Origin of the sequence: Nosocomiicoccus ampullae, assembly GCF_001696685.1 — a bacterium.
Classification (GTDB): Bacteria; Bacillota; Bacilli; order Staphylococcales; family Salinicoccaceae; genus Nosocomiicoccus; species Nosocomiicoccus ampullae_A.
In genome coordinates this window covers 49,700-62,814 of sequence record NZ_MBFG01000002.1, presented here as the reverse complement: position 1 = coordinate 62,814, position 13,115 = coordinate 49,700, and the positions used below count along the sequence as shown (strand labels likewise).

13 protein-coding genes are annotated in these 13,115 nt (G+C 39.0%); 11 read left to right on the top strand and 2 right to left on the bottom strand.

Annotation, left to right across the window (positions count from 1 at the left end; genetic code table 11):
* Nucleotides 1-40: 40 nt before the first annotated feature.
* Complete coding sequence (rpsN, locus tag BBS29_RS02070) at nucleotides 41-310, top strand: 30S ribosomal protein S14 (RefSeq protein ID WP_068128604.1); 270 nt, start codon at nucleotides 41-43, stop codon at nucleotides 308-310.
* Between the two features lie 39 nt (nucleotides 311-349).
* Here rpsN and BBS29_RS02065 read toward each other — a convergent pair whose 3' ends face one another.
* Both BBS29_RS02065 and BBS29_RS02060 read right to left on the bottom strand, forming a co-directional pair.
* Nucleotides 350-805, bottom strand: coding sequence for a hypothetical protein (locus BBS29_RS02065; protein WP_084778783.1), 456 nt, complete (start codon nucleotides 803-805; stop codon nucleotides 350-352).
* A gap of 64 nt (nucleotides 806-869) precedes the next feature.
* Complete coding sequence (locus tag BBS29_RS02060) at nucleotides 870-2,084, bottom strand: NupC/NupG family nucleoside CNT transporter (protein WP_068128602.1); 1,215 nt, start codon at nucleotides 2,082-2,084, stop codon at nucleotides 870-872.
* A gap of 180 nt (nucleotides 2,085-2,264) precedes the next feature.
* Between BBS29_RS02060 and BBS29_RS02055 the strand changes: the two genes are divergently transcribed.
* From BBS29_RS02055 to BBS29_RS02010, 10 genes are all read left to right on the top strand, one after another.
* On the top strand, nucleotides 2,265-2,729 hold the full coding sequence (locus tag BBS29_RS02055; RefSeq protein ID WP_068128600.1) for a CtsR family transcriptional regulator: 465 nt from the start codon (nucleotides 2,265-2,267) through the stop codon (nucleotides 2,727-2,729).
* Nucleotides 2,730-2,733: 4 nt separating this feature from the next.
* Complete coding sequence (locus BBS29_RS02050; RefSeq protein ID WP_068128597.1) at nucleotides 2,734-3,234, top strand: UvrB/UvrC motif-containing protein; 501 nt, start codon at nucleotides 2,734-2,736, stop codon at nucleotides 3,232-3,234.
* The gene (locus tag BBS29_RS02045; protein ID WP_068128595.1) at nucleotides 3,206-4,222 is read left to right on the top strand and encodes a hypothetical protein; all 1,017 of its coding nucleotides are present in this window, start codon (nucleotides 3,206-3,208) and stop codon (nucleotides 4,220-4,222) included. The genes BBS29_RS02050 and BBS29_RS02045 overlap by 29 nt, the downstream gene beginning before the upstream one ends.
* 3 nt (nucleotides 4,223-4,225) lie before the next feature.
* Entirely contained in the window at nucleotides 4,226-6,670 is a 2,445-nt protein-coding gene (locus tag BBS29_RS02040) for an ATP-dependent Clp protease ATP-binding subunit (RefSeq protein WP_068128592.1), read from the top strand.
* 130 nt (nucleotides 6,671-6,800) lie between these two features.
* Entirely contained in the window at nucleotides 6,801-8,171 is a 1,371-nt protein-coding gene (gene radA, locus BBS29_RS02035) for a DNA repair protein RadA (protein WP_068128591.1), read from the top strand.
* A gap of 16 nt (nucleotides 8,172-8,187) precedes the next feature.
* Nucleotides 8,188-9,207 carry a PIN/TRAM domain-containing protein gene (locus BBS29_RS02030; protein WP_068128589.1) on the top strand — a complete coding sequence of 340 codons (1,020 nt, stop codon included), beginning with the start codon at nucleotides 8,188-8,190 and terminating at the stop codon, nucleotides 9,205-9,207.
* Nucleotides 9,207-9,881 carry a 2-C-methyl-D-erythritol 4-phosphate cytidylyltransferase gene (gene ispD / locus BBS29_RS02025; RefSeq protein WP_068128586.1) on the top strand — a complete coding sequence of 225 codons (675 nt, stop codon included), beginning with the start codon at nucleotides 9,207-9,209 and terminating at the stop codon, nucleotides 9,879-9,881. Before BBS29_RS02030 ends, ispD begins: the two co-directional genes overlap by 1 nt.
* Nucleotides 9,878-10,366, top strand: a complete 489-nt coding sequence (ispF, locus tag BBS29_RS02020; protein WP_068128583.1) for a 2-C-methyl-D-erythritol 2,4-cyclodiphosphate synthase — start codon at nucleotides 9,878-9,880, stop codon at nucleotides 10,364-10,366. The genes ispD and ispF overlap by 4 nt, the downstream gene beginning before the upstream one ends.
* Nucleotides 10,359-11,819 (top strand): glutamate--tRNA ligase, encoded by a 1,461-nt coding sequence (gene gltX, locus BBS29_RS02015; protein ID WP_068128580.1) that lies wholly within the window; start codon nucleotides 10,359-10,361, stop codon nucleotides 11,817-11,819. Before ispF ends, gltX begins: the two co-directional genes overlap by 8 nt.
* Nucleotides 11,820-12,377: 558 nt before the next feature.
* Nucleotides 12,378-13,115, top strand: a 738-nt coding sequence (locus tag BBS29_RS02010; RefSeq protein ID WP_179853823.1) for an IS256 family transposase, incomplete at its 3' end; no start/stop codon positions are given.

The window sequence follows — 13,115 nt, the reverse complement described above, 5'->3', positions numbered from 1 at the left end:
ATAATTATAAAACGTAACAATTACGATATAGGAGGATTGTATGGCTAAAAAATCTAAAATAGCTAGAAACAAACAGCGCGAAGCAACTGTAGAAAAGTATCGCGCAATTCGAGAAGAAATGAAGAAAAATAAAGACTACGAAGGTCTTAAAAAATTACCGAGAGACGCATCACCAACACGACTCGTTAATCGTTGTGAAGTGACAGGGCGTCCGCACGGTGTACTTAGAAAATTTGGAGTATCACGTATTAAATTCCGTGAACTTGCACATAAAGGCCAAATCCCTGGCGTTAAAAAATCAAGCTGGTAATCAAAATGTCCTCTTCTTAAAGAAGAGGACTTTTTTGATTTAAAATGAGATCTCAACCGTTTTTAATCCACCGATGTTTTTAATTTTAGCAACTTCTTCATCAGAAGTTGGATATAAGTAAATTTCTTCTAGTTCAGAAGAGACACTTAAATATGCCTCATCGTCTTTAAAGAAACATAAGTCTTCAGGAGAGTCCGGTAAACTCCAGTCATATAAACTATTCGAGCGTTCGAGTAGCTTATCTTTTGCTTCAGATGTCGTCTTAAAGTAATACACTTTTGCGGTGTCATCGAAAAGGTTTGTCGATGGCCATTCATGTTGTTCCAGCACTTCTATAAATGAGTCCCCAAACCATTCGTTTAAATCTTGAAATGCATGTTCGTACTTTAAAATATCTGTACGCACGACGAGTTGAAACGTATCGCACGTCTCAAATAAAAAGTCGAGTAAAGCCTCATATGTTTTTCCTGATGGGTTTTCTGTTACTGAAATCATTCTTTTCACCTCGATTAAATTTATATATAAGAAAAAGGTATGTCTAAAGACATACCTTATCTATTTATCTTACAAAGAATCCAACGATAACTGCACTTAATACAGATACGAGAGACGCACCGTATACAAGTTTTAAACCGAATTTCGCAATAAGGTCACCAGATTTTGCGTGGATACCTTTAACAGTACCTACGATAATTCCGATCGAACCGAAGTTAGCGAACGAAACTAAGAATACTGAAACCATTGCTTGAGTACGAGGTCCAAAAGTATCTTTAATTGCTTGTAAGTTTTCCATCGCAACGAATTCGTTTGTAACGAGTTTTGTTGCCATTAAAATACCAACTTCATGCGCTTCAGCAACTGGCACACCAATTAATACAGCAAGTGGCATTAAGATGTAACCGAGTATATCTTGGAACGTAAATACCGATCCAGGAATCGCTAAGAATAAGTTGTTTAAGATTGCGATAAGCGCGTTAAATGCGATCAGCATCGCTGCTACGATAACCGCGATTAAAGCACCTTGTAAAATGTAGTCACTTAAAATTTGGAAGAATGACTTCCCTTGGTCAGGGTTAGACTCTGATGCAGTATAGTTTTCTTCCTCAGGTACATCATACGGGTTAATGATATGTATGATGATGTAAACGCTGAATAAGTTCAGCACAATTGCCGTGATGACGTACTCTGGTTGTAATAACGTCATGTATGCTGCAACCATTGATAGAGAAATAGAACTCATTGCTTGTGCTGCGAGCGTATATAGACGTTGTTCACCAAGTAAAGGTACTTGGTTTTTTAGTGAAACGAATACTTCTGACTGTCCAAGGAACATCGAAGCTGCACCGTTATAAGATTCAATAAATGGCATACCAGTAATTTTTGATAAAATCCATCCTAATCCGTGGATGATCGCTGGTAAAATTTTAAAGTATTGTAAAATACCGATTAATGCAGAAACTACGATGATTGGAATTAATACGTTAAAGAAGAACACGAATTGCCCATCACCATTTGCGTCAACGAGTAACGGTCCGAAGACGAAGCTCGTACCGATACCTGCATATTCAAGTAATTTACCGAAACCATACGCGAGACCATCAACAACTTTACGTCCGCCACCTGTAGATAGAATTAAAAAGGCGAATGCGAGCTGTAGACCAAGTAGTAACAGAATTTGTTTCCACTTTCTAAATGCGAGTTTTTTATCAGAACTTGCAATCCATGCTAAGAAGAATGTGACTGCGATACCGATAATACCCCATATAATATTCATAAACACACCTCAATAAAATTTTAAAGTTATTCCATTATTATAACTGCTCAATATATTATATGTAAAGAAAGTTAAGAAATTTAAAAGATGCGCTTATGCATACATAACAAGCATCCAAATTGATTAAAATAGGTCAAATAGGTTATACTATAGTCAAAGAAGGTCAAAAGAGGTGATTCTATGCGAAATATGTCGGATATTATCGAGGCTTATTTGAAACAAAAAATCGAGGAGTCTCATAACGAGCGCGTTGAAATTAAACGTGCACAAATTGCTGAGAAATTCGATTGTGTTCCGTCGCAGCTAAACTATGTTATTAAAACGCGTTTTACAAACGAACTTGGTTATATCGTTGAAAGTAAACGTGGTGGCGGTGGGTACATTAGAATTACTAAAATTGAAACTCACGCTAAAGCAGACTATTTAGAACATATACTTGGGTTAATTGGGGATAGACTCTCTCAAATCAATGCGCAACATTTAATACAGTCTATGTATGACCGAGAAGTGATTACATATAACGAAGCACGTATTATGGATCGCATTATTTTAAGAGAGACGCTATTAATCGATTTACCTGAACGAGATATATTACGCGCACATATTATGCGCAACATTATTGAAGCAATATTATACGAGGAGTGATTGAATGCGGTGTGAAAGATGTCATAAACGTGAGGCGATGATTCATGTGGCGGTCAGTCAAAACGAACATAAAAACGAACTATTTTTATGCCAAGAGTGCGCGCATGAATTATTTAATCAAAGCGTTGAAGACCAAGACCACAATCACTTAAATAATTTTATGTTACACGCACAATCTGAAATGAGAACGTGTCATCATTGTGGATCTACATTAAAAACAATCGTCGACATGGGTCGATTCGGATGTGAACACTGTTATGAAACATTTGGAAGTGATATTCACCAGATGATTAACCGTGTACAACATTTAAAAGATCGTCACGTCGGTAAAGTGCCGAAATCGTACGAATTATATTTAAAACAAGAAGAAAAAATCGAAAGACTCGAAGAAAAGTTAAACGTATTGATTAAAACGCAAGCGTTTGAAGAAGCTGCAGTTGTGAGAGATGAAATCAAAGCGTTAAAGGAGGGTGGTAATGGTGAAGACGAGCCCCTGGCTGAATAACAGCACACATCCACCGATTGAAATGTCGTCTCGCATTCGCCTTGCGCGTAATGTCGAAGGCTTAAATTATCCGCATCTTATTAAGGATGACAAAGAGTACGCACCGATTATAGAGACGATTACAACAGACTATCCGGAGTTTAACGTCATACACATGAATGAGTTAACGGATATCGAAAAAGAACTAATGAACGAAAAGTTTTTAATCAGTAAACTGTTTAAAAATCGTGGTGTGACACTGATTGTCAGTGAAGATGAAACGACGTCGATTATGATCGGAGAAGAGGATCATATTCGTATTCAAGTTGTAAATGTCGGACGTTCGCTTGAAGAACTGTATGAGGTGGCGTCTGACATTGACGATGCGCTAGAAAAAGATTTAACGTATCAATTCGATCGTCAGTACGGATATAAGACGGCGTGTCCGACGAATGTTGGAACGGGACTTCGTGCGTCTGTGATGCTTCACTTACCAGCCTTAACGAGAAATAAACGAATTAAACGTCTACGTGACGTCCTCACGCGTATGGGATACACGCTTCGTGGTATATACGGAGAAGGGACACATCCAGTTGGAGATGTTTATCAACTTTCGAACCAAGTGACGTTAGGTTTAAGTGAGTTAGAGATTATCCATCATCTCGAGGAAATTAAAGAACAAATTATATTTGAAGAAACTCGAATGAGAGATTGGTTTTATCAAAATCGTGCGTTGACAGTGAGAGATACTGTATTTCGATCATATGGATTATTAAAGTATGCAGAGCAAATGTCATTAGAAGAAGCAGCAATGCATTTAAGTCATTTAAAATATGGCGTCGATATGGGAATTTTAGAAATCGAAAACTTTGAATTTCAAACGATATTAAATCAAATACAACGTGCATTTGTGCGTCAAAGTATAGAGTCGGTAGAACCCGCATATATCGATGCAGCAGAAAATAAAGCGCGTGCCACAATTTTAAAACGGCGCTTAGGAGGTATTTAATCTATGTTATTTGGTAAATTAACTGAACGTGCACAACGCGTATTAGCGTATGCACAAGAAGAAGCGATTCGCTTAAAACATTCAAATATAGGAACAGAGCACTTACTACTTGGTCTCGTGCGAGAACAAGAAGGTATCGCAGCAAAAGTTTTACAAGCTTTTGATATTACAGAACCATTAATAGAAAAAGAAATTAGTAAATTCGTGACAGAGGGTACAGAAACGCCAGTCAGCCTTCAATACACACCGCGTGCAAAACGCGTCATCGAATTATCTATGGATGAAGCACGAAAATTACACCATAATTTCGTTGGAACAGAGCATTTATTACTCGGGTTAATACGTGAAAGTGAAGGTATCGCAGCACGCGTTTTATCTTCTCTCGGTTTAAACATCACGCGCGCACGAGCGATGGTCATTCGAATGCTCGGGAACCCGCAGATGTATAAGTCACAAGAAGCAAAACCTGAAACAGATACGCCAACACTTGACGGCCTTGCGACAAACTTAACTAAAAAAGCAGAAGATGGGCGTTTAGATCCAGTCATCGGTCGATCAGATGAAATTACACGAGTCATCGAAGTGTTATCACGCCGTACAAAAAACAATCCGGTACTAATCGGTGAGCCTGGAGTCGGTAAAACGGCTGTCGCGGAAGGACTTGCGCAAAAAATCGTTAAAAACGAAGTACCGTCAACGTTAAAAGATAAACGCGTCATGATGCTCGATATGGGTACAGTCGTTGCAGGTACTAAGTACCGCGGTGAATTCGAAGAACGCATGAAAAAAGTCGTCGATGAAATTAAAAAATCAGGAAACGTAATTTTATTTATCGATGAAATGCATACGTTAATCGGAGCAGGTGGTGCGGAAGGTTCAGTAGATGCATCTAACATTTTAAAACCGTCTCTATCTAGAGGAGAAGTTCAAGTCATCGGTGCGACAACGTTAGAAGAATATCGTAAATATATCGAAAAAGACGCAGCACTCGAACGTCGTTTCCAACCTGTAATGGTCGACGAACCGTCAGTTGAGGACACTATTTTAATTTTAAAAGGACTACGTGACCGTTACGAAGCGCATCACAGTGTGACAATTACTGATGAAGCACTCGAAGCAGCAGCGGTTATGTCAAACCGCTACGTTCAAGATCGTTTCTTACCAGATAAAGCAATTGACTTAATCGATGAAGCATCTTCAAAAGTGCGTTTAAAATCACATATGTCACCACCAGATTTAAAAGATTTAGAAGATCAGTTAGAAAAAGTAAAACAAGAGAAAAACGCAGCTGTACAATCTCAAGAATTTGAAGTAGCAGCGAAATACCGCGATGATCAAACGAAAATCGAAGAGAAGCTTCAACAGTTAGAAAACGACTGGAAGAACGCGCAATCGTCAGACAAACAAAAAGTAACGCGCGAAGACATTGAACTTGTCATTTCAAAAATGACGGGCATTCCACTGCAAAAAATTGCAGAAGAAGAGTCAGAGCGACTGTTAAACTTAGAGAAAATTCTACACGACAGAGTCATCGGTCAAAATGAAGCGGTAGAATCAATTTCTAAAGCAGTACGCCGTGCACGTGCAGGGCTTAAAAATCCTGAACGCCCAATCGGTAGTTTCATCTTTTTAGGACCGACAGGTGTCGGTAAAACTGAGCTTGCAAAAGCACTGTCTGAAGCACTTTTCGGTGAAGATGACGCGATGATTCGTATCGATATGTCTGAATATATGGAAAAACATAGCGTTTCTAGACTCGTCGGTTCACCTCCAGGATATGTTGGATATGACGACGGTGGTCAATTAACAGAACGCGTGCGTAGAAAACCATATTCACTCATCTTATTCGATGAAATTGAAAAAGCACACCCAGACGTATTTAATATGTTACTTCAAGTGTTAGATGACGGACGTCTTACAGATTCAACAGGTCGTACAGTCGACTTTAGAAATACAGTCATCGTCATGACATCTAACGTCGGAGCGACTGAGTTACGAGACAACAAATTCGTAGGATTCGGCTCTCAAGAAGCTTCAGAAGACTACGAAACAATTCGCAATACGATGATGAAAGAACTTAAAAACACGTTTAGACCAGAATTCATAAACCGTGTCGACGATATCATCGTATTCCACAGCTTAGAAAAAGAACATCTAGAAGAAATCGTTTCTCTTATGATTAAAGACTTAAATGCGCGTCTAAAAGACCGTGACATTCAAGTTGAATTAACAGACAGCGCAGTAAAAGCACTCGTCGATGACGGGTACGACAAAGAATTTGGTGCGCGACCATTAAATAGAAGTATTCAAAAGAATATTGAAGACACGTTAAGTGAAGCGATATTAAGTGGACAAGACTTAGTAGGTAAAACGGTGTCTGTCGATTATAAAGACGACGCATTTAAAGTCGACACAGGATCGCTTGAAAAGACAACTGAAAATGCATAAATAGATGTCGAGGGTTTAGAGCTTGTTATAATGCTCTAAACCCTTTTATATCATATGTACGGTACTTTCATAATTGTTTAGAAAATTATATAATAGTGAGTAATTAAACCGAGGAGGTTAACGTTTACAAATGGCAAAAACAAAAACAGTATTTGAATGTTTAGCATGCGGATTCGAATCTCCAAAATGGTACGGTCGATGTCCAAACTGTGGGGCATGGAACCAAATGGAAGAGTCGCTTGTACATAAAGAAACGAAAGCATCTGGACGCGGCACACTCGGTAAAGTGACCGATGAAAAAACACGTGCGACCCAGTTATCACGTGTGACGAAAAAAGAGTCATCGCGTACAAAAACGAAAAGTGGCGAGTTTGACAGAGTACTTGGTGGTGGGATTGTCGATGGTTCTCTTATTTTAATCGGGGGAGATCCAGGGATTGGAAAGTCGACGATTTTACTTCAAACGGCACTCACTCTTGCGGAAGATTACGACGTTCTATACGTCTCAGGTGAGGAATCTCTGGAACAAATTAAAATGCGTGCAGACCGAATTACGACAGATGCGTCGAATTTAAACGTATACGCAGAAACGAATTTATTTTATATCCACGACGAGATCAATAAATTAAATCCAGACTTTTTAATTATTGACTCCATTCAAACAGTATTTCATCCAGATATTACAAGTGCACCAGGAAGTGTGTCTCAAGTACGTGAATGTACACAGTCAATTATGAATATCGCAAAAGGGCAAAACATCGCGACGTTTATCGTCGGACACGTTACTAAAGACGGGCAGATTGCAGGACCGCGTTTACTCGAACATATGGTAGATACCGTCTTATACTTTGAAGGTGACCAACATCACACGTTTAGAATTTTACGCGCAGTAAAAAACAGATTTGGATCGACAAACGAAATGGGTATTTTTGAGATGAAGTACGATGGTCTAAAAGAAGTCTTAAATCCATCTGAAATCTTCTTAGAAGAACGCTCTAAAAATACGCCAGGATCTGCGATTGTTGCGACGATGGAAGGGACACGCGCGATGCTCGTTGAAATACAAGCACTCGTCACGCCAACGCATTTCCATAATCCAAGACGTATGGCTACAGGAATCGACCACAATAGATTATCACTACTCATGGCAGTATTAGAAAAATCTGAAGGGCTACTCATGCAGCAACACGACGCGTATATAAAAGTCGCGGGTGGCGTTAAACTCGATGAGCCAGCGGTTGACCTTGCTGTGATTATGGCAATCGCTTCGAGCTTTAAAAATATAAGTGTACGAGGCGATACGTGTTTCATCGGAGAAGTCGGTTTAACAGGTGAAATTAGACGCGTTACTAAAATCGAACAACGCTTACAAGAAGCGGCGAAGCTAGGGTTTAACCGAGCGATTATCCCAGCGTCAAATTTAGCAGGACTAGCTCCTGTAGATATTGAGGTAGTCGGAGCAAGAACATTAAAAGATGCAATGAAAGAAATTTACAAATAGAAAGGAAGGAAGACGAATGTTAAGAGGATTATTAACACTCGTCTACTTTCTTACCGGAGTCACACTCGGAATATGGTGTTTCCATTCGACAGACTTTCCAGTACCAAGTGCAATCCACAACGTATTTTTCTATGGTGCGATTGGCGGGGTACTATTTTTAGCTTTAACATTTTGGACGATGCCATATTTTGTGCGCGGGTTAAAGAAAGTAGAGCGAAAATTATTATCTAGAAACATTACGGAAATATTCTTTGCGACAATTGGTATGCTACTTGGATTATTGTTTACTGTTTTTATTACGTTATTAACGAACATGTTAGACATACCTGTTGTCCGTGAAGTCATTCCACTAATTTCAGCAGTCGTCCTCGGTTATCTAGGCTATCAACTCGGCTTAAAAAAGACGACAGAGATTCTCGAGTTATTTAACCGAGCACCTAAAAATTTAACAAAAAAACTACTCGATACGAGTGCAATTATCGATGGACGTGTGTTAGACGTTTTAAAAAGCGGATTTTTAGAAGGCGAAATTATTATTCCGCAATTCGTGCTAGACGAACTACAATTAATTGCAGATTCTACCGATCATTTAAAGCGAGATAAAGGACAACACGGTCTCGACATTTTAAACGCGCTTCAAAAACAATCGGACGCCGTTAAAGTAAAAACGGTCAAATACGATAAGTTAGATGTGGACCAGCAGCTCATTGAACTCGCTAAAGAAGAAAATGCCACAATTATTACGACAGACTATAATTTAAATCGTGTAGCACAAGTCCATAAAGTGACAGTATTAAACGTGAACGAATTAACTGAGGCGGTGCAGTTAAACATCCATCAAGGTGACACGTTCGAGATTTTAATTACAAAATCAGGTAAAGAAGACAACCAAGGTGTTGGATACTTAACCGACGGCACGATGGTCGTTTTAGATTCAGGAGAATCTTTTATTAACGAAACGGTACTCGTTGAAGTAACATCGATACTTCAAACCCATTCTGGGAGAATAATATTTACAAAACTTGGAGAGAAATAATGCAGTATTCAGCAGTGATTCCAGCAGCAGGGATCGGAAAACGTATGGGACTTGGCTTTAATAAGATAAAATACGAAATTGACGGAGAGTCGATAATTCGTAGAACTGTCGACATATTCAATCAAGATCCAGACTGTAAAGAAATTATTATCGCAATTGGAAAAGAAGACATCGAAGAATTGAACGAAGAGTTAAAAGACGTCAAAAAAGTAAAACGCATCGTACTCGGGGGTAAAGAGCGTCAACACTCGATATATAACGCGCTTTTACACGTCGATGCGGATTACGTATTTGTACATGACGCTGCACGCCCATTTTTAGACATGGGTACTTTATCACGCTTAAAGACGGCGGTCGTGGGAAAGAACGCAGTCATTTGTGGTGTCAAAGCAAAAAACACGATGAAGACAGTCATCGACGGAAAGGTTAAGGCAACAATTAACCGAGAGACGACGTTCGAGGTGCACACGCCACAAGCTTTTTGTTATAATTTATTAATGGATGCACATGAGTACGCGATTGAAAACGACTTAGCAGTTACGGATGACGCGATGATGGTCGAGGCGTACGGACATGATGTTTTTATGGTAGATTCGTCGTATAATAACATTAAAATTACGACGGTAGAAGATTTAGTACTCGGAGAATCGATATTAAGGAGTCGAGAAAGATGAGAATCGGTCACGGTTATGATGTTCATCAGTTAAAAAAGGGACGACCGTTAATTATCGGTGGTCTTGAAATCGAGCATGAAGAAGGATTAGACGGTCATAGTGACGCAGACGTACTTCTTCATACGATTGCAGACTCGATTTTAGGTGCACTCGCACTTGGTGATATTGGAAAATTTTTCCCGGACAATGATCCAAAATATAAAGACATGGATTCACAAGTATTATTAAGTGAAGTCGTGTCAAAAATGACAGAAAAAGGTTACGAGGTCGGTAATGTTGACGCAGTGATTATCGCTGAGGCACCGAAGTTTCGTCCGTATATCGATGACATTCGACAAAACGTCGCGCGACTACTCGACACAACGATCGACAACGTAAACGTAAAAGCAACAACACATGAAAAACTCGGCGCATTAGGTCGAAAAGAAGGTATCGCGAGTGAAGCGGTGATTTTATTAAAAAGAAAGAAGGCAAACAATGAGTAAAGTAAGAGTAAGATATGCCCCAAGTCCAACAGGTTATCTACATATCGGTAACGCAAGAAGTGCACTATTTAACTATCTATTCGCACGTCACTACGGTGGGGAGTTCATCATCCGTATTGAAGATACAGATAAAGCACGTCACGTCGACGAAGGTGAATCTTCACAGTTAAATTATTTAAAATGGCTCGGGCTCGACTGGGATGAGTCAGTCGACGTCGGTGGTGAGTTTGGACCATACCGTCAATCAGAACGTAATCATATTTATAAACCATATATCGAAAAGCTACTCGCTGAAGACAAAGCATACCGCTGCTATATGACAGCAGAAGAGTTAGAAGAAGAACGCGAAATACAACTTAAAAACGGTAAGCAGCCGATGTATAGTGGTAAACACGCGAACTTAACAAAAGAAGAAGAAGAAGCATTTATCGCTGAAGGTAGAGAGCCGTCGATTCGTATTCGTGTGCCAAAAGATAAAACATACACGTTCAACGACATGGTGAAAGGTGAACTATCATTTGACTCAAACGGTATTGGTGACTGGGTTATCGTTAAAAAAGACGGTACACCAACATACAACTTTGCCGTCGCAATTGATGACCATGAAATGGCAATCACACACGTATTACGTGGAGATGATCACATTTCAAACACACCACGCCAATTAATGGTTTACGAAGCGCTTGGATTAGAGCCACCACAATTTGGTCATATGACGTTAATCGTAAACGAAGAACGTAAAAAGTTATCAAAACGCGACAGCGGTATTTTACAATTCATCGAAGACTATGAAGCACTTGGCTATTTACCAGAAGCATTATTTAACTTCATCGCTTTACTCGGATGGACACCAGGTGGAGAAGAAGAACTATTCACAAAAGAAGAGTTCATTGAATTATTTACAGAAGAACGTTTATCAAAATCACCAGCATTCTTTGACAAAGTAAAATTAGAATGGGTAAACAACCAGTACATGAAACAAAAAGATATCGACAAAGTATTTGAGCTTGCATTACCATTCTTAGTTGAAGCAGGTCGCGTAAAAGAAGACGCTTCAGAAGAAGAATTAGATTGGGCAAAATCACTCGTTCAGTTATACCAACCGCAAATGAGTTACGCAGCTGAAATCGTCGAATTATCTGAGCAATTCTTTAAAGAAGACGTTTCGTATGATGAATCGGCAAAAGAAGTGTTAGCTGGTGAACAAGTCCCTGAATTAATGGATGCGTTAAAAGCAACATTCGCAAACTTAGAAGATTTCACAGCAGACAACATTAAAAAAGCGATCAAATCAGTGCAAAAAGAAACAGGCATCAAAGGTAAAAACTTATTCATGCCAATTCGCGTAGCGACAACAGGCGAAACGAGAGGACCAGAATTACCAAACGCATTAGAACTCCTCGGTAAAGAGACAGTACTCGCACGCATTGAAAACGTCATTCAAAGTCTTTAAGATTGAAAACAACTAAAAATCGTTATATAATTCACTTGTTGTTATCAGTATTTAAATAACGTGAAAACAGAGATTGCCTGGTCGGTGCGAAGGCAACACTATTATTTAAAGAAATGCATAAATTTTAAAGTGAATAAAAGATAAAAATCAGAGTGGAACCGTGCAACGCACCTCTGTCCGTATTAGGGCAGAGGTGTTTTTAATTGCGACAGGCGGTAAAGTTTAATGGGATTGTCAATCGCGAGGTAAAGCGCAGGTTTTTGTTCAGCAATTGGATTGTTGGCGGGGCGCTGGTGCGTAGCAATGCCGTTTATTTAACAGATTTTTGCTGAATCTGTTAGATATCTCCGGATAATTAACAAAAACAAGATGAGATACCCGAAATATGTTAGATAAAAAATTATAATTAACAAAAATCGGGTCACGCGAATGAAATTTGTTAAATAAATCCAGATATCTAAGTTACGTCCATATAATTGTGTAAAATAGAAAAAAAGAGCCATCGTATTCTCTGTTATAATTCAGTTACCAACAAAAATTAACAGGGAGAGAATACAAATGACTCAACTTAATTTTACAGTAGATATGAAAAAAATTCTAGAGGATATCTCTGGAAGTAACCTTAATGAAATGACTAAGGGTCTTCTAACTTTAGTGTTAAATCAAGTGATGCAAGAAGAACGAGATGAATACATGGGTATTGGCTCATATGAAAGAAACGGTAGTCGAAAAGACTATCGTAATGGCAGTTATCGCCGAGGGTTCACAACGTTAGTTGGAAAAATTGAACTCGAAGTCCCACGAACACGTTCCGGAGAGTTTTCACCACAGGTATTTGAGAAGTGGCAAAGAAAGGACCAGGCGCTCGTGCTTTCTTTGATTGAAATGGTAGTCAGCGGTGTGTCTACGCGTAAAGTCACTAAAATTGTGGAAGAACTAGTCGGAGAAAGTGTCTCGAAATCATTCGTATCTAACGTGATGAAACGATTAGATCCAGAAATCCAAGACTTCGCGGAGCGTTCATTAACACACAATATATTTAAATATGTATCAGTAGATGCGATGTATATTAAAGTACGTGAGAATCATAGAATCGTCTCTAAAGCTGTGTATATTGCGCTCGGTATTGGTGTAGATGGTCATCGTGAAGTACTTGGGTTTAAAGTGGATGATGCTGAGAGTAAGAATCACTGGGGACACTTTTTACGTGACTTAAAAAAATCGTGGATTAACACAACCAGAACTCATTACTTCAGATTCACATCAAGGTTTAAAGCAGGCGATTCAAGAAGAGTT